Genomic DNA, 16,321 nt, shown 5'->3' with positions numbered 1-16,321 from the left:
TTACCTGCGGTGTCCACGATAAAAGCGGACGCTGATTTTAACCATCCTTTCTATAACGAAATCTGCACGCGTCTGGCTGGACGCGATCTTCTGCTGGAGGAAATCGGCGAACCGCTGGAGATTCTGCTTCCCTTTCTACAGGCAGGGCATGTGGTGATGCGCCCCGGCTTATCGAAATCGAAGAAAAGCTGGCTCTGCCACCGCTGTCTGGAAAGCGATCCCGGATTGTTTGCAGCATTTTCCTGCGCCCGCTGCGGGCAGACCTGCACATACTGCCGCATCTGCCTGGAAATGGGGCGGATAGACACGTGCGGGGTACTGTTTTCCTGGAACGGCAGGGCACCGCTTCCCGAAGGCAGCGCCTCTCTGCAGTGGCAGGGGGAGCTCTCTTCGGGCCAGCAGAAAGCATCCGACGAGCTGTGCCGGGCCATTGCGAATGGCACGGAGCTGCTTATCTGGGCCGTCTGCGGCGCAGGGAAAACAGAAATCCTTTTCCGGGGCATCGAAGACGCCTGTCTCGACCGCAGGCGGGTCCTTCTGACGACACCTCGTGCCGATGTAGTAATGGAGCTTCTCCCACGGATCCGGGCAGCTTTTCCGGGGCTGATCGTGAAAGGCCTCTACGGCGGCAGTGAAGAGCGCTTCGGCTACGCTGATATTCACATAGCCACCACCCATCAGACGAGACGGTTCCGTGATGCCTTTGACGTGGTTATTATTGATGAAATTGATGCGTTTCCCTTCTCCTACGATCCCTCTCTTAAGCAGGCAGTCGACAAGGCAGCCAAACCCGGCGCCGCCAGGATTTATTTAACCGCCACCCCCTCCAGGCAGTTAAAAAAACAGGCGCGGGACGGGGAGCTTCCCTTTATACAAATCCCGCGCCGCTATCACGATTATCCCCTTCCCGTACCAACGCTCAAATGGATAGGGAATTGGAAAAAAGCATTAAAAAAAGACCGGATGCCGCCGGCACTGCTCGCCTGGTGCGAAAAAAAGACAGCCGCCGGTGTACCGGTATTTGTCTTTGTCTCTTCTGTCGAACAGGCAGAAACAGCGGCAAGGCTGCTTGCAGAAAAATGGGAAGGGACGATCGGCGTGCACGCCGCAGATCCGCTGCGCCACGAAAAAATCCAGCTGTTCCGCGATAAAAAAGTGCCGATTTTAGTGACGACGACCATTCTGGAACGCGGCGTTACGATCAAAGGGGCAGAAGCGGCAGTGCTCGGCGCCGAAGAAAATATATTTGACGAAAAAGCGCTTGTGCAGATTGCCGGAAGGGTGGGGAGAAGCAGCGACCAGCCGGATGGGGACGTGATGTATTTTCATTATGGAAAAACGACCGCGATGCTGGAGGCGGTCCGTCATATTCAGACGATGAACAAACAAGGGGGCACTGCACATGGGGAGTAAGCGCCGCTGTTTATACTGTATGGAACCAAGGCAGGAGCAGCTCTCCTGGCATGGTCTGATCAGCCGCGCCAATGACCCGGTCTGTCCGGACTGCCGGCATTATTTACGATGCTGACGTCCCGGGACTGCCGGATCTGCGGCCGGGAAAAAGATGAACAAAGCGCATCGTTTTTTCAGGATACTTGCTGCGGCGACTGCGTAGCGTGGGGAGAAAAAGACTTAGGACGTGCTCTAGATCATAATATTTCCCTGTATCGGTATGATGAAGCCATGCAAAAGTGGATGGCACGCTGGAAATACCGCGGGGATCCGGCGCTTACAGCTGTGTTTCAAAAAGAATGGGTTCAGACCTGGCGGCGCTCTTACACTTCCTGGAAGGTGATGGCACTGCCTGCCGGTCCCGGCAGAACACAGGAAAGAGGCTTCAATCAGGCCGTCCTGCTGGCGGATCTGCTGCCTTTGATTAGGCTGAACGGACTAGAAAAAAAAGATGAGCCGAAAAAACAGAGCAAAAGTACTAAAAATCAAAGAGAAAGCCTGTCCTATCAACCTTTTTATATGAGTAATCAGGAAAATATTAGATTTGATGGTGAAAAAATTCTGCTCGTGGACGATATATATACTACAGGGACCACCGTCAGAAAAGCAGCGTCTGTTCTGCGGAGTGCGGGAGCGGAGCGGGTTGCTTCATTTACGCTTGCACGAAGTACGGGTACCCTTTCCAGAAAAGAGGAGAACGCCCAATGAACCAGCTTGAAAACTGCAGCGTCTGCGAGCAGCTTTATGTACGAACCGTACGGGACATCTGCCCGTCCTGTTATAAAAAACGGGAGGATCGGTTCCAGGCCGTCTATCAATTTATTCGTAAAAAGCAGAACCGCCAGGCCACGATGGCCGATATTTCCGAAGCCGTTGACGTAGAGGAAAAGGAAATTATTCAATTTATTAAAGAAGGCAGACTGGAGCTGAAATCTTTCCCACAGCTGTTTTACCCGTGTGCGTCCTGCGGGACCGGTATCCGTGAAGGAAAAATCTGTACGGACTGCCATAATCGTCTTAAAGCGGACCTGGATCAGGAAACATACGAACAAAAGCGTACAGAACAGCTTCGGGAAGAGCGATCCAACATTTACCGGTCGAAATCAGTCCGGTAGTCATGTAATAATAGAAAAAACAACCGATATAAGAAAGACAGCAGTACAGATCGGACTTGTCAGAGGAGGCAGCAGCCATGAAAATCAATCCAAGCGGACCTATTAACAACCCGTATCAAAAAACGGTAAAAGCGCAGGCATCGGAACAGGCCGCGCCGCAGAAGACCGATAAACTGGAAATTTCAAAGGAAGCCAAGGATATGTTAAACAGCGATAAAATTGATCCGGCCCGCCAGGCAAAGGTGGACGCATTGAAGAGTAAAGTAGAAAGCGGCGACTATAAAATTGATGCCGAAGAAACCGCCAGAAAATTTTATGATTTTTGGACAAAGCAGTAACGGGCAGTAGAGAAGGGGAGAAATCAGAATGTCGGTGACAACATTAGTAGCACATATGGAAGAACTGGCCGTCCTGCATGAGCGGCTGTACGAGCTGAGCCTGGAAAAAACAGAACTGCTGAAAAACAATGAAGCCAAACAGCTCCAGGAGCTTGTAAAAAAAGAAGTGCTCTGCATCCGTGAGGTAGAAAAAGTGGAAACGGTCCGCGCCGAAGAAGCGGAAACGGTGGCCGGTGAATACGCGGCAGATGAGGTGACGATCCGCAGCCTGCTGACGGTTCTGCCCGAGGGCGTTCAGTCTGAGCTCCGGCAGCTGCAGGCACGACTCGGTGAAACGATTCAAAAGCTCCAGCAGCAGCAGGAACTAAACCGTGCGCTTCTGGCTGATTCTCTTTATTTTCTGCAGAAAAATATGGAATGGATGCGTCCGGCAGCGGACCAGTCCCGTTACACTCCGCCCGGTCAGAAAAACCAGACGCAGGCGTATTCATTTTTTGATTCAAAGGCGTAAACGCCATACTTAAGGGAGGTGTCATGTATGTATTCTACGTTTCATGGACTAGAAACAGCCAAGCGGGCGATGACTGCTCAGCAGTCGGCACTCCAGACGACAGGTCATAATATTGCCAATGCCAATACTCCGGGATACACCCGGCAGCGGGTCACAATGGAAGCCGCACAGGCGTTTCCGAAAGCCGCGATGAATGCCCCAATGATTGCAGGACAGATGGGAACAGGGGTGCACACACCATTTGTAGAACGGATTCGCGAGCAGTACCTGGACGTGCAGTTCCGTACGGAAACGAGCAAAACCGAATATTGGAGCACGCATACGAGCGCGATGGAACGGATGGAGGACATCATGAACGAGCCTTCCGAACACGGTCTTTCCAACTCTGTTACCCAGTTCTGGGAAGCAGCTCAGGATGTGTCCGTGCAGCCGGAGGATGCGGGTGCCCGTTCGGTTATGCGTCAGCGCGGCGAATCACTCGCGGAGACGTTCCGCTACATAGGAGATTCCCTTCAGGCTAATAAGCTGGACGTGCGCACAGAGCTTGATATTACCGAAAAAAACGTCAACTCACTGCTATCGCGTATTAATGAAGTGAACACTCAGATTGGAAAAGTCGAGCCCCACGGCCAGATTCCTAATGATTTGTACGACGTGCGCGACAATCTCGTCGATGAACTCTCAGGCATGCTTTCGATAGAAGTGGTACGCAACGAAGGCGGATCGAATGCGATGGCTGCCGCAGAAGGTAAAATGAACATTTATGCGACAGACGGAGAAGGCACCAGGCTGTTTACGCTCGTGGACGGCCAGGCTGATGCGTTTAAGCAGATGGCGGTAACGACGAATCCGGATCAGCAGCATGATCCAATTGACTCACTTTCCTTTACGTGGGCTAATGCCCAGTCCGGCACCGAGCCGGAAAACGCGGGGGACCCTGGAGCGGTGGCGGTGCTGAACAGCGACGGCAAGCTCAAGGCACTCGTGGAAACATACGGATACGTGGATCCAGCGACAAATGAAGCAAAAGGCACCTACCCGGACATGATGAATAACCTGGACGTGATGGCAGAAACCTTTATGACCGCGTTTAACGACGTGCATGAGGCAGGCTGGAACCTGCAGGATATTGAAAACAAAACAAAAGGCGACGATATTGCATTTTTTACAATTCAGCAGGATCGTGCCGAACTGGGAGCCGCGCGCTCTATCAGTCTCAGCTCTGAAATCAAAGGCAACCTGGACCTGATTGCAGCGGCTTCTCCAGCAGCAAATGCGGATGGAGCGATCGCCTACAGCGGGGACGGCTCCAACGCCCGGGAACTGGCAGCGTTAAAGAACGTTAAGCTCGGTTTCGGCGAGGGACCGAACACGACGATTCAAAGCTTTTATCAGGGAGTAATCGGAGAGATGGCGGTCAAAATTTCCGAAGCCGGCCAGAAGGCAAATACCTCCGACTCCCTTCGTTCGAGCGCAGACAACCGCCGCATGCAGGTAAGCAGCGTGTCGCTTGATGAAGAAATGGTCAGCATGATTCAGTTCCAGCACGCCTACAACGCGGCTGCGAGAAATATTACATCGGTGGATGAAATGCTCGACCGGATCATTAATAACATGGGACTTGTCGGCAGATAACCGCAGAAAAGAGGAACGCGTATGAGAGTTACACAAGGGATGCTGGCCCAGCAGTCGCTGCGCCACGTGACTCAGAACTATAAAAACTTAAGCGAGATGCAGAACCAGCTTTCCACCGGCAAAAAAATCTCGCGTCCGTCCCAGGATCCGGTCGTCGCCGTAAACGGCATGCGCTACCGGGCTCAGGTGGCGGAGGTGGAGCAGTTCCAGCGCAACGTCCAGGAAGCCCATACGTGGATGGATGCGGGGGATACGGCCTTAGGGGAAGCCACGCAGGTGCTGCAGCGGCTGAAGGAACTAACGACGCAGGCGGCAAACGATACGTATGAAGCCAGTGAGCGTGGTAATATTGCTAAAGAAGTCAAGCAGCTGAAAGAACATATGGCGACGATGGCCAACACGTCCATCAATGGAAAATACATTTTTAACGGCACGGACACAAACAACGCTCCGGTCGATTCCGCCAGACTTGGTATGGCAGCAGATGATATGTTTACAATGGATGCAGAGGAATTGGAATCGCTCAGCGTTAATATAGACGGAGCTGTCTACAGTAACGCAGCCCGACTGGATGATGATACGATTCAGTTTACGAACGATGCTGACGAAATCGTTACCTTCACCCGGACCGATGACGGAATGGAGCTGAACGTGAACGGCACTGCTGCAGAACCAGACGCAGCTTTTGTATATGATGAGAGTGCGTTATCTATGAATCAGGACCGGGTGAATATTGAGCTGCTTCATGATACAATGATGCCAGTGAACATTTCACCGGACAGCGTTTTTAACCAGGAGCTGTTTGCCGATCTGGAGCGGCTCGAGCGGACACTGAGCAATCCGGATGCCGGATCTTCCGATATTGAGGGTTTTTTATCGAAAATAGATACCCATATGAATAACACGGTGAACGAACGGGCAGAGCTTGGAGCACGTACGAACCGGATTGAAATGATGGAGAATCGTCTGGGAAACCAGGAGCTGATCGCCGAGAAAGTCATGAGCAAAAACGAAGACGTGGATCTGGAAAAGACAATTATTGAACTGATGCTGCTCGAGAACGTGCATCAGGCCTCTCTTTCCGCGGGTGCAAGAATTATTCAGCCATCGCTAATGGATTTTCTTCGTTAAAAAGAAAAGCGGGTTGGGAACAGGACCTGCTTTTCTTTTTTTATTTTATAAAGGGGGAATAAAAAAATGAACATACATACGAAATACAGCGGCACAGTAACGATTTCACCCAAGGATAAATTTATTTTCGAGCATGGTCTCCCGGGCTTTGAGGAAGAAAAAGAATTTGCGCTGCTGCCATTTGACGAATCAGGACTTTTATATGTGTTACAATCAATTACAAGAGCTCAGGTGGCACTGGTTATTACCGATCCATTTCCATTTTTTAAGGACTATGAGATTATGCTGAACGATTCACAGACGGTGGAGCTGGAAGCGGAAAGCCAGAAAGATATAGCTGTATTTGCGGTATTGACCGTGCAGGAGCCGTTTCACGAAACGACCGCCAACCTGCAGGCACCCGTTGTGCTGAACCCGGCTAAGCAGAAAGGCAGACAGATAATTCTGCCGGAAGCGGCATACCGTACGAAGCACAAGCTGTTTCCCAATGCCCCGCAGACGGTTTCTGCCGAGAGTGGAGGACGGTAAATGCTTATATTGACGAGGAAAAAAGACCAGACGATTAAAATCGGCGACGACATTGAAATTACCATTACCGCTGTGGAAGGGGAGCAGGTAAAGGTAGGCATAAGTGCCCCTAAACATGTCGAAATTCACCGAAAAGAAGTGTACGAAATGATTCAAAAAGAAAACAATCAGGCATCTAATGTTGATGTATCAATGCTTTCACAAATTTCGGAATTAATGAAAAAAAACAAAAAATAAGCCAAACCTCCTTTTTTTGTAGCAAAAGTCTCATTAATTTATCAAATTACTAAAAATTTCTTGATGCCTAAAAGTATATTACGCTATAATGTATGTCAAAAGAACCACGACAAATAATGCTTTTGACGTTCTACCTAAGCGAACACAAGGTCTTTTGGTTCGTTGTAAGAAAAGGTGTTCCGAGATAAAATTTGAAAGAATGATCATCATTAGTAAACATAGGGGATAAAAGAAGAGAAAACCGCTTGCATTAACGGCTACATACAATTATAGAGAGAATAGGGCAGCAAGGGGCAGCTTGGTGGAAGTGTAATCATTTACCTGCAAGAAAAAATCACACTTTCAGAGATAGTTCAGGAGGAATACATAATGCCAAAAATGCTTAGACGTAAAGGTCCGGTCCACCGCCGGCCGGTATTGTTTATTGATACCTCCGGTGAAGCCATGGTAAGACGTGCGGTGGCTTATATGGGAAAAGCAGTCGAAGCGGAAACGCCGGAGTCTCTTTCTCTCTTAACACAGGAAGGAATCGCTAGAGACACGGTCTACTGTGCCGAATGCGAAAACACAGATCTGCTGGAACTTATGGAAAAGGTGGCCGAAATGGGGCTGCCGGTCAGGCTCGGCGTCAACGTGTCGTCCGTGGACTCGCACCTGCTTGAATATTTAATGAGCAAGGACGTATCTATTATGATGGCAGCAGACCGCCCGATGAAGGAATGGTGTGATCAGTTTGAAAAAGCGGAAGCCTTTCAGACGTATATGGATCCATACTTTCAGCCGTACTTTATGGAACGTTACCGCAGTCTCCACCGCCAGCAGGAGCAGCCGAAGGAGCAGCAGATGCAGCTCGAAAGCGATAAAGCCAGAGCGGTCCTCTCGGATGCGGAGATTCGCATTCTCGAGAAGATCATCGAAGGCAAAAGTAACCGCCGCATCGCGGAAGAATGCTACCTGGCAGTGGCGACCGTCAACAACCATGTGAGCCACTTAACAAAGAAAATGAAAGCAAACGATCGCACGCATACAATTAAGCGGGCGATCGAGGAAGGCTGGATCAGCATCACCCAGTCTCCTGATTCCAAACGTTACTAAAAACCACATAACGAAACCCCCGGAGCAACGCCATGCGTCCGGGGGTTTTTCGTTTCATCTAAGTACGGTGCGGTTTCAACCGATATCGGTGAAATGAGACATGCAGTGGCTCGTACGAAGCAGCTGCTGCTGAATCGAATACGCGCTGACCTCTGTCGGCATCGTAGAATGGTCACGGAATTCAATCAAGCCTTCCGTTTTTGCGTTGCGAACGTGGAAGTAGAACAGCCAGACGTTATCGGGAGAACGCTGGGAATGAATTGGAAAAGCAAAAATACGACGTTTTTCGTCTATAGAATAGGTTTGCGTCGATAAAGCCGGTAAGGTGCTTGACCGCGTCTCCCCGCCCCTTTAAGGAAGAGCCGTTTTCGAGGCAGGCATGGCTGATAATCGCAGCCGGTGTCTGCTTAACAAAATACAAGGTGCCGCCCTCCTCCCGTACAACAGCCTTTGCTTCCCCTCGAAGCAAGGCTCAATCGCCTGGGCTGTCGTAATCTGATACGTGTTTAGAATGTCCTGTAATGTTTTCTCCAAGTTCTTTTATCCCCTTTTAAAGTATTGCGTCCGCAAAGCCCGCTGCTCCGCGGTCACAAGACTAAATTACCATAATAAGGATAGGTCGTCCACCGATTTCAGGAGTATATACCTAATCGGCATAAAATTTCTTAAAAAAGTATTAAACATATAAAAACCTCTGCCGATATAAACAGTGTAAGCAGGAAAGACACCCGGTCAGCGATCGTAGCCGGTGTCCAAATGCCTTACATAAACGCTCTACAAGGACGTGGAGTAAAAAACAATATGGAGGTTTTATATTATGATTATCAACACAAACGTTAGTGCGATGAACGCTCACCGTCAACTCGGAGCAAACCAGGCAAACATGCAGAACTCAATGGAAAAATTGTCTTCCGGTTCAAGAATTAACAAAGCCGGCGATGATGCAGCAGGTCTTGCAATTTCCGAAAAAATGCGTGCCCAGGTTAAAGGCTTAGACCAGGCAAGCCGTAACGCGCAGGATGGTATCTCGATGATTCAAACAGCTGAAGGTGCTCTTAATGAAACGCATGATATTCTGCAGCGTATGAGAGAACTGGCAGTGCAGGCTTCTAACGATACAAACGTTGATCAGGATCGAGATGCTTTACAAAATGAGTTTAAGGAATTAGGAAATGAAATTGAAAGAATTAAGGATAACACTCAATTTAACAAGCAAAATCTCTTAGATGGTACTGCAGGAGCAAGTGGAACTGTTAGTATCCAAGTTGGAGCTAACGCTGCAGAAATCACTGAACTTGATTTTACCACGTCTGGAGTTAACTTATCTGGAACAGTAAGTGGTATCCAAGCTCAAGATATCTCTACATTTAGTGGAGCACAAGCAGCAATTACAGAAGTTGAAGATAAAATTAAAACAGTTTCTGAGGGACGTTCTTATCTTGGGGCTATGCAGAATCGATTAGATTACACTATCACTAACCTTGACAATGCTTCAGAAAATCTTTCAGCAGCAGAATCTCGTGTTAGAGACGTAGACATGGCAAAAGAAATGATGGAAATGACTAAAAATAACATTCTTTCCCAAGCTTCTCAATCGATGCTTGCTCAGGCAAATCAGCAGCCTCAATCAGTACTACAGTTGCTTGGATAGTAGTTTTAAAAAAGAAGACTTCGATGAAGTCTTCTTTTTTTTATTTCGTATTAATAATAGTTAATGTTCCTTTATAATTGCACAGATTAAACCGATACTAATTATAAAGGTATGATTAAAGGGAGGTACATAATGAAATTTGTTATTCAAAGAAAAGTCTATGAGTTTAACAATAAAAGTGAAGCATTACAGTCTATGACAGATTTAGTTAATAATGAATTAAAAAATAAAGGTTATTATTTTAGTCATTTTAATGTCGATAATACATCTGTCTTTGATAGTTATGAACAGTACTTTGAAGAAAATTTTCAATCGGTTGAAAGAGTTGAAGCTGTTTTTAAAACTGCTTCTGAATTTGTCATTGAATCATTACATTCAATGGAAAGCTATGTAGAACGGTTATTACCAGAAATTAAAATTTTTGTGGAGGAACTTTACAGTAGTGAAGCAGATATTGGATCAAATAAGACTCTTCAGTTATTAGAAGGCATTCAATGGATACATAGAGTCATAAAAAATATAGATCAATTAGAAGTGCGTCCTAAAGATTGGAATAACTTACTGATTTCAGTTACAAGTTTAGAAATGGTTGTGAAAAACATGGAAGAAGTATTTAAGAATCAAGATACGATTGTCTTTGCCGATGTACTGCAATATGAAATCGAACCATTATTAATTGATATTCAAAACAAGCAGCAACAATTATCAATGAAGCTGGAGCTAGAAATGGTACAAATTGAAAATATCAATTATCTTAGAAAAATTTCCCGGAAGTTAGAAAAGTACGAAAGACCACTATAAAAATAATGAGGTGTAAATGTGGTTAATTCTAAAAAAGATCTTCCAACTTTAACTATAAAGAACGATGGACGCATACTTTATTTGCACAGTAAATACGATCCTATTCAAGAAGCTGTAAAACTTGTTAAGCAGTATTCTGAAGAATTAAACGAAAAGAAAAATGTATTTTTTTACGGAATAGGGTTAGGATATCATATCGAGGCGATTAGAAAGCAATATCCACATATTTCTATAACATTGTATGAACCAAACGTTGATGTTTTCCAATGTCTTATGGAAACTAAATTAATTAAAAATTTAGCTGATAAAGCTATAAAAGATTTATTTGTGGAAACTTCTGAAGAAAATAGAAATCAATTCCTTCGTAATTTTGCAATGGAAGTAAATGACGACGTTCTTTTGATTACTCTACCAAGTTATGAGCGGATATTTAAGGATGAAAACAAGAAATTTATGGAAATATTTACTGATGAGCTCAAAAATAAAAGAATGAATCTACGAACAAGCTTTGCTTATGAACAGCGCTGGACTATAAATAGTTTGATGAATTTAAAAGAAACAATGCAAACACCAAATATTTTACATATTGAAAACAAACATATATTTCAAGGAAAACCGGCTATTATTGTTGCAGCAGGTCCATCTTTGAATGAAGAGTTAGAGCATCTTAAGCATATTAAAATGAATGGACTTGCCTATATTTTTTCTGTAGGTTCTGCTATTAATACATTAGTAGATTATGATATTTACCCTGATGCTGCATGTACGTATGATCCTCAATCCCACAATTATAAAGTTTTTGAGAAAACTGTCACCAAACAGGCGGATTGGGAAATCCCTATGATATACGGGACGAGCGTTGGTTTTGAAACAATTCAAAAATACAGGGGATCCAAAGCACATATGATCACCAGCCAGGATATGGTATCTTCTTATTTTTATCAGCAGGACAGGCAAAATGAATTAGTGAAAGTGTCAGACGCGCCTTCTATAGCTGTAGTAACCACAGAATTGTTAAATAGTCTGGAATGCGACCCAATTATCTTTGTTGGACAAAATTTTGCTTATTTAAATAATTCCCATTACGCACAGGGGATTGAATATGAAGGAATCTCAAATGCTGTCTCTGAAAAAATTCTGAATAAATCGATAACTGTAGAAAACGTTCAAGGAGAATTTATATTAACAAATGAAGGTTTTTTAAAGATGAAGATGCAAATGGAGCGGGTGATCGAGGCCTTTCAAAAGATAAATAATTGTACGTTTATTAATACAACTCAGGGCGGGGCAAGAATTGACGGAACAACATTTTTATCTTTGCAGCAAGTAATCAAACGTGAATTAACTGAAAAGCAGATTGTTGTAAACTGGTACGATTTTTTGGAAGCACCTTTAAAGCCATATGAATTTATGAGTAAAAAAGGGGAAATGGATGAGAGTTTGAAGGAATTAATCGTTATCATTGACCATTTGCAGCAAATTACAAGACAAATAAAGAAATTAATTGATGCTCAGTCGATTCAATTGATACATGATCTATTTAGCAAATTTGATAAATTGCTTAAGAAGCTTAAAAATTTAGATTTTTACAAAGTGTTTATTCTGCCCATGATACGTGTTCAAAATGAAGTGACAGCTAAACAAGTAGAGGAATTTCGATTTGAACAGGATACATTTAAAAAGGGAGAAAAAATGGTAAAGGTATTCTCGAACTACTTTAACCACATTGAACAAGTTCTTGAGATGGTAGTACCTGTTTATAATAATGTGATGACAGAAATTGAAGAAGAATCCGAAAGAATATAATTGGAAATGAGTTGAGAATTTAGTGGATATTATAAATAAAACTATTTTAATAACAGGTGGTACTGGTTCATTTGGGAAAATGTTTGTTGCCCGGATTCTAAAGCTGGATGTAAAAAAAGTGATTGTTTTTAGTAGAGATGAACTAAAACAATATGAAATGGCCCAGGAATTTTCGGATACACGACTCCGTTTTTTTAGGTGATGTTAGAGATAAAGAACGTCTTTATCGTGCCTTCGATGGTGTGGATATTGTAGTCCATGCTGCGGCTATGAAACATGTAGAGGCTTGTGAGTATAATCCATTTGAAGCTGTAAAGACGAATATAAATGGTGCTCAAAATATAATTGAAGCTGCAATCGATCGAGGTGTTAACCGAGTTATTGCATTAAGTACAGATAAAGCTTGCAGTCCGGTAAACTTATATGGCGCAACAAAACTGGCCTCAGATAAACTTTTTGTTGCCGCTAACTCCTATGTTGGCGAGAAAGATACTAAGTTCGCAGTGGTGCGGTACGGTAATGTTGTTGGAAGTCGAGGAAGTGTCGTTCCTTTCTTCAAAAAGATTAGGCATACCGGTACCGTGCCAATTACTGATGAGCGGATGACAAGATTCTGGATTACTCTGGAGCATGGTGTACAATTTGTGTTAGACAGCCTTAAGCGTATGCATGGAGGAGAGACCTTTGTACCGAAAATTCCCAGTATGAAAGTGATAGACCTTGCGCAGGCTGTTGCACCGGAATGTAAAATTGAAGTAGTAGGTATCAGACCTGGAGAAAAATTACACGAAGCTATGATTACTGAGGACGATGCAAGGCGTACGTTAGAATATGATACGTATTACGTTATCCAGCCTGAATTCCCTTGGTGGAGAAATGAAAATGGAATAGATGGAAAACCTGTTTCTGAAGGATTTGGTTACATTAGTAATATTAATGAGGAGTGGCTGTCTGTCGAAGACTTACAATTATTAATAGAAGATAAAGAAACTATTAAAAAATAAAGTGAGTAAAAATTTGGAGATGGTTTGATGAATTTTAATAGTGATGAGGAAATTAAGCCTATTCGCGAAGCTTATCTCCCTTACGGTAAGCAATGGATAGATGATAAAGATATACAAGCCGTTATCGACGTATTAAAGAGTGATTATTTAACAACAGGACCTGCTGTCAAAAAGTTTGAAGAGTTATTTGCACACTATGTAGGGGCAAAATATGCTGTTTCTTATTCAAGTGGGACGGCTGCTTTACACGGTGCTTGTTTTGCAGCTGATATTGGTGTTGGTGATGAAGTTATTACGACACCAATGACTTTTGCAGCAAGCGCAAATTGTGTATTATATCAAAGTGCGAGGCCTGTTTTTGCCGATATTTGTGAAGATACTTATAATATAGACCCGGTTAAAGTAAAAGAACTTATTAATGATAAGACAAAAGCGATTATTCCTGTAGACTTCACTGGTCAACCAGTCAACTTAGACGAAATCAACAAAATAGCGAAGGATCATAACCTTATTGTCATTGAAGACGCAGCTCATGCTGTTGGAGCAGTCTACAAAGATCACAAAATTGGGGCCATCAGTGATATGACCATGTTCAGTCTTCATCCTGTCAAGCATATTACGACGGGTGAGGGTGGCATGATTACGACAGATAATAAAGAGTACTATGAGAAACTGCTGCAATTTCGTTCTCATGGAATTACCCGTGATCCAGATAAACTAATCGAAAATGATGGTCCATGGTACTACGAAATGCAATTTTTAGGATATAACTATCGAATGACCGATATCCAGGCAGCTCTTGGAATGAGCCAGTTGGAAAAGCTGGATGAATTTGTGGAGTTAAGAAGAAAGTACGTTTCATTTTACAATGAAGCATTCTCTAAATTAGAACAAATAAAAATACCCTATCAATCACCTGAGGGCAATTCTAGTTGGCATCTGTATATTATTCGTTTGAAGCTGGAGACACTAACAGTGAGTCGAAAAGAAATTTTTGAAGCTCTCCAAAAGGAAAACATCGGCGTTAATGTACATTATATACCGGTATACTATCAACCGTACTATCAACAACTGGGATACAAAAAAGGTTTATGTTCTAAAGCAGAGCAATTATATGAAGAAATCATTTCATTACCATTATTTCCTTCCATGAATGACAAAGATGTAAATGATGTTATAAATGCAGTGAAAAAGATCATCTTATTATATTCAAGGTAGAAGGTGAAAAAATGAAGGTTGTCGCAATTATACAAGCCAGGATGGGATCGACTAGGTTACCAGGAAAAGTTTTAAAAGAAATAAATAATAAGCCTTTGTTAGAATATCAATTTGAGCGTTTAAAACAAACAAAAAAAATAGATCAATTAATCATTGCAACAACAACGAACAAAGCCGATGATCCTATTATCGAATTTTGCAAAAACAATAATCTGTCTTATTTCAGAGGATCAGAAAATGATGTCCTTTCAAGATATTATGAGGCAGCAAAAAAATACAATGCCGATACTGTTGTTCGTTTAACCGCAGACTGTCCAATTATTGATCCGAGTGTTGTAGATGATATTATTTTAACCTTCGAAAATAATGAACATGACTATGTATCTAATACATTAAAAAGATTCTATCCAAGGGGAATGGATACCGAAGTATTTGCTTTTGATGCATTAGAAAAAGCTCATAAAAATGCGGATAAGCCATTTGAAAGAGAGCATGTTACTCCATATATTTATTTGAATCCTAAAATATTTCACTTACATAACCTGGAGTATGTAACGGATCAAAGTGCCCACCGGTGGACTGTGGATACAGAAGAGGACTTTTTACTAATTGAAAAGATTCTCGGACATTTCCATGCTGAGGCTAATACCTTCAGCATGGAAGATACACTATCTTATATAAATAAACATCCTGAGCTTAAAGAAATAAACGCAACCATCGAACAAAAAAAGTTAGGATTATAAACGATGAAAACGGCTGTCATAAGAGTTGATGCTTCTATTGAGATTGGGACAGGTCATGTGATGAGGTGCCTCACGCTGGCAGAAGAATTAGATGACAATAGTTATGATATAACATTTATAACAAGTGATCATGAAGGTCATTTGGCTGATTTCATCCAATCAAAAGGTTTTCAGGTTATTAAGCTGAAAAAGTCTTCTAAAGAAAATAGTATCAAAGAGGAGCTTCAACACAGCGACTGGCTGGGGACTTCACAAGAAGTGGATGCTAGAGATGTACTTCATGCAATAGCAGATTTTACCACGATTGATTTAATGGTTGTTGATCATTATGCTATTGACTATCGTTGGGAGCTAATAATTAAAGGTAGGGCAAAGAAAATTTTTGTGATTGATGATTTAGCAGATCGATATCATCATTGCGATATCTTATTAGACCAAAATTTTTACTTAGACATGGAGAAAAGGTATGAAGGTTTAGTAGTTAAGCATTGTACATTAATGCTGGGGCCCAAATATGCACTGCTCCGAAGAGAGTTCAAAGAAGCTAGAGAAAAGCTAAGAGTCCGAAGTGGAGAAGTCAAAAGAATACTGGTTTTTTTTGGAGGTAGCGATCCGACTAATGAAACGACAAAAGCAGTAAAGGCTATAGAAAAACTAAATAGACAAGATATTTCTATCGATGTCGTAGTAGGAGCCTCTAATCCTAATAAAGATCAAGTCGAGACCTTAGTGAATAAATTCCCAAATATGATTTATCACTGTCAGGTTTCAAATATAGCAGAGTTAATGTTAAATGCAGATTTAGCCATAGGTGCGGGGGGAAGCACAACGTGGGAGAGATGCTATTTAGGATTACCGGCTATTACTATTGGAGTAGCCTACAATCAGATGGAGATACTACGAGCAGTTGAAAAGTCAGGAGCTATTATAAATTTAGGATATTCTTCGCATGTTTCAATAGAGAATTTGGTAGAGCGAATTAAATCATTATTAAGCAATAACAATACTTTAAAACAAATGTCAATCCAATCCGGCAGGCTCATTAGCCATTAATTT

General features: G+C 43.2%; 19 protein-coding genes and 1 pseudogene. 18 read left to right on the top strand and 2 right to left on the bottom strand.

Annotated elements, in window-relative coordinates; all coding sequences use genetic code 11:
* The first annotated feature begins 9 nt into the window (after window positions 1-9).
* The 11 genes from MMY81_RS06110 (at window position 10) to MMY81_RS06065 (ending at window position 8,042) form a co-directional block, all read left to right on the top strand.
* The gene (locus tag MMY81_RS06110; RefSeq protein ID WP_252312069.1) at window positions 10-1,413 is read left to right on the top strand and encodes an ATP-dependent helicase ComFA; all 1,404 of its coding nucleotides are present in this window, start codon (window positions 10-12) and stop codon (window positions 1,411-1,413) included.
* Entirely contained in the window at window positions 1,403-1,528 is a 126-nt protein-coding gene (locus MMY81_RS33285) for a hypothetical protein (RefSeq protein ID WP_256497867.1), read from the top strand. The genes MMY81_RS06110 and MMY81_RS33285 overlap by 11 nt, the downstream gene beginning before the upstream one ends.
* Window positions 1,522-2,160: a ComF family protein gene (locus MMY81_RS06105; protein ID WP_252312068.1), complete on the top strand. Its 639-nt coding sequence runs from the start codon at window positions 1,522-1,524 to the stop codon at window positions 2,158-2,160. The genes MMY81_RS33285 and MMY81_RS06105 overlap by 7 nt, the downstream gene beginning before the upstream one ends.
* The gene (locus tag MMY81_RS06100) at window positions 2,157-2,567 is read left to right on the top strand and encodes a TIGR03826 family flagellar region protein (protein WP_252312067.1); all 411 of its coding nucleotides are present in this window, start codon (window positions 2,157-2,159) and stop codon (window positions 2,565-2,567) included. The genes MMY81_RS06105 and MMY81_RS06100 overlap by 4 nt, the downstream gene beginning before the upstream one ends.
* A gap of 77 nt (window positions 2,568-2,644) precedes the next feature.
* Window positions 2,645-2,905, top strand: coding sequence for a flagellar biosynthesis anti-sigma factor FlgM (flgM, locus tag MMY81_RS06095; protein WP_120191908.1), 261 nt, complete (start codon window positions 2,645-2,647; stop codon window positions 2,903-2,905).
* 28 nt (window positions 2,906-2,933) lie between these two features.
* Window positions 2,934-3,416: a flagellar protein FlgN gene (locus tag MMY81_RS06090; RefSeq protein WP_252312066.1), complete on the top strand. Its 483-nt coding sequence runs from the start codon at window positions 2,934-2,936 to the stop codon at window positions 3,414-3,416.
* A gap of 27 nt (window positions 3,417-3,443) precedes the next feature.
* Window positions 3,444-5,051 carry a flagellar hook-associated protein FlgK gene (flgK, locus tag MMY81_RS06085; RefSeq protein WP_252312065.1) on the top strand — a complete coding sequence of 536 codons (1,608 nt, stop codon included), beginning with the start codon at window positions 3,444-3,446 and terminating at the stop codon, window positions 5,049-5,051.
* A gap of 21 nt (window positions 5,052-5,072) precedes the next feature.
* Complete coding sequence (gene flgL, locus MMY81_RS06080; RefSeq protein WP_252312064.1) at window positions 5,073-6,182, top strand: flagellar hook-associated protein FlgL; 1,110 nt, start codon at window positions 5,073-5,075, stop codon at window positions 6,180-6,182.
* A 66-nt stretch (window positions 6,183-6,248) separates the two neighbouring features.
* Window positions 6,249-6,710: a flagellar assembly protein FliW gene (fliW, locus tag MMY81_RS06075; protein ID WP_252312063.1), complete on the top strand. Its 462-nt coding sequence runs from the start codon at window positions 6,249-6,251 to the stop codon at window positions 6,708-6,710.
* The gene (csrA, locus tag MMY81_RS06070) at window positions 6,711-6,947 is read left to right on the top strand and encodes a carbon storage regulator CsrA (protein ID WP_120191913.1); all 237 of its coding nucleotides are present in this window, start codon (window positions 6,711-6,713) and stop codon (window positions 6,945-6,947) included.
* Window positions 6,948-7,316: 369 nt separating this feature from the next.
* Complete coding sequence (locus MMY81_RS06065) at window positions 7,317-8,042, top strand: response regulator transcription factor (RefSeq protein WP_252312062.1); 726 nt, start codon at window positions 7,317-7,319, stop codon at window positions 8,040-8,042.
* 75 nt (window positions 8,043-8,117) lie between these two features.
* Here MMY81_RS06065 and MMY81_RS06060 read toward each other — a convergent pair whose 3' ends face one another.
* Together MMY81_RS06060 and MMY81_RS06055 are read right to left on the bottom strand one after the other, a co-directional pair.
* Window positions 8,118-8,303 carry a competence protein ComK gene (locus MMY81_RS06060; RefSeq protein WP_252312248.1) on the bottom strand — a complete coding sequence of 62 codons (186 nt, stop codon included), beginning with the start codon at window positions 8,301-8,303 and terminating at the stop codon, window positions 8,118-8,120.
* Complete coding sequence (locus MMY81_RS06055; RefSeq protein WP_252312061.1) at window positions 8,278-8,511, bottom strand: competence protein ComK; 234 nt, start codon at window positions 8,509-8,511, stop codon at window positions 8,278-8,280. Before MMY81_RS06055 ends, MMY81_RS06060 begins: the two co-directional genes overlap by 26 nt.
* A 348-nt stretch (window positions 8,512-8,859) precedes the next feature.
* Here MMY81_RS06055 and MMY81_RS06050 point away from each other — a divergent pair, with 348 nt between their 5' ends.
* From MMY81_RS06050 to pseG, 7 genes and pseudogenes are all read left to right on the top strand, one after another.
* Window positions 8,860-9,693, top strand: a complete 834-nt coding sequence (locus MMY81_RS06050) for a flagellin N-terminal helical domain-containing protein (RefSeq protein WP_252312060.1) — start codon at window positions 8,860-8,862, stop codon at window positions 9,691-9,693.
* Between the two features lie 132 nt (window positions 9,694-9,825).
* Complete coding sequence (locus tag MMY81_RS06045; protein WP_252312059.1) at window positions 9,826-10,494, top strand: hypothetical protein; 669 nt, start codon at window positions 9,826-9,828, stop codon at window positions 10,492-10,494.
* Window positions 10,495-10,512: 18 nt separating this feature from the next.
* The gene (locus tag MMY81_RS06040; RefSeq protein WP_252312058.1) at window positions 10,513-12,300 is read left to right on the top strand and encodes a motility associated factor glycosyltransferase family protein; all 1,788 of its coding nucleotides are present in this window, start codon (window positions 10,513-10,515) and stop codon (window positions 12,298-12,300) included.
* Between the two features lie 94 nt (window positions 12,301-12,394).
* Window positions 12,395-13,304: pseudogene (gene pseB, locus MMY81_RS06035) on the top strand (UDP-N-acetylglucosamine 4,6-dehydratase (inverting)).
* A 27-nt stretch (window positions 13,305-13,331) separates the two neighbouring features.
* The gene (pseC, locus tag MMY81_RS06030) at window positions 13,332-14,522 is read left to right on the top strand and encodes a UDP-4-amino-4,6-dideoxy-N-acetyl-beta-L-altrosamine transaminase (RefSeq protein ID WP_252312057.1); all 1,191 of its coding nucleotides are present in this window, start codon (window positions 13,332-13,334) and stop codon (window positions 14,520-14,522) included.
* 11 nt (window positions 14,523-14,533) lie between these two features.
* The gene (locus MMY81_RS06025; RefSeq protein ID WP_252312056.1) at window positions 14,534-15,265 is read left to right on the top strand and encodes a cytidylyltransferase domain-containing protein; all 732 of its coding nucleotides are present in this window, start codon (window positions 14,534-14,536) and stop codon (window positions 15,263-15,265) included.
* Between the two features lie 3 nt (window positions 15,266-15,268).
* Window positions 15,269-16,318: a UDP-2,4-diacetamido-2,4,6-trideoxy-beta-L-altropyranose hydrolase gene (gene pseG / locus MMY81_RS06020; RefSeq protein ID WP_252312055.1), complete on the top strand. Its 1,050-nt coding sequence runs from the start codon at window positions 15,269-15,271 to the stop codon at window positions 16,316-16,318.
* Window positions 16,319-16,321: the final 3 nt, after the last annotated feature.

The sequence above is a fragment of the Sinobaca sp. H24 genome (assembly GCF_023845525.1).
Note: the sequence above shows the minus strand (reverse complement) of the source record. Positions and strands in the feature narration are given on the sequence as shown.

Excerpts from the sequence above, each read along its gene's own strand:
- MMY81_RS06090 (WP_252312066.1), top strand. The coding sequence starts at position 2,934 with ATGTCGGTGACAACATTAGTAGCACATATGGAAGAACTGGCCGTCCTG.
- fliW (WP_252312063.1), top strand. The coding sequence starts at position 6,249 with ATGAACATACATACGAAATACAGCGGCACAGTAACGATTTCACCCAAG.
- pseG (WP_252312055.1), top strand. The coding sequence starts at position 15,269 with ATGAAAACGGCTGTCATAAGAGTTGATGCTTCTATTGAGATTGGGACA.
- MMY81_RS06065 (WP_252312062.1), top strand. The coding sequence starts at position 7,317 with ATGCCAAAAATGCTTAGACGTAAAGGTCCGGTCCACCGCCGGCCGGTA.
- MMY81_RS06045 (WP_252312059.1), top strand. The coding sequence starts at position 9,826 with ATGAAATTTGTTATTCAAAGAAAAGTCTATGAGTTTAACAATAAAAGT.
- csrA (WP_120191913.1), top strand. The coding sequence starts at position 6,711 with ATGCTTATATTGACGAGGAAAAAAGACCAGACGATTAAAATCGGCGAC.
- flgL (WP_252312064.1), top strand. The coding sequence starts at position 5,073 with ATGAGAGTTACACAAGGGATGCTGGCCCAGCAGTCGCTGCGCCACGTG.
- pseC (WP_252312057.1), top strand. The coding sequence starts at position 13,332 with ATGAATTTTAATAGTGATGAGGAAATTAAGCCTATTCGCGAAGCTTAT.
- MMY81_RS33285 (WP_256497867.1), top strand. The coding sequence starts at position 1,403 with ATGGGGAGTAAGCGCCGCTGTTTATACTGTATGGAACCAAGGCAGGAG.
- MMY81_RS06025 (WP_252312056.1), top strand. The coding sequence starts at position 14,534 with ATGAAGGTTGTCGCAATTATACAAGCCAGGATGGGATCGACTAGGTTA.
- flgM (WP_120191908.1), top strand. The coding sequence starts at position 2,645 with ATGAAAATCAATCCAAGCGGACCTATTAACAACCCGTATCAAAAAACG.
- MMY81_RS06105 (WP_252312068.1), top strand. The coding sequence starts at position 1,522 with ATGCTGACGTCCCGGGACTGCCGGATCTGCGGCCGGGAAAAAGATGAA.
- MMY81_RS06100 (WP_252312067.1), top strand. The coding sequence starts at position 2,157 with ATGAACCAGCTTGAAAACTGCAGCGTCTGCGAGCAGCTTTATGTACGA.
- MMY81_RS06050 (WP_252312060.1), top strand. The coding sequence starts at position 8,860 with ATGATTATCAACACAAACGTTAGTGCGATGAACGCTCACCGTCAACTC.
- flgK (WP_252312065.1), top strand. The coding sequence starts at position 3,444 with ATGTATTCTACGTTTCATGGACTAGAAACAGCCAAGCGGGCGATGACT.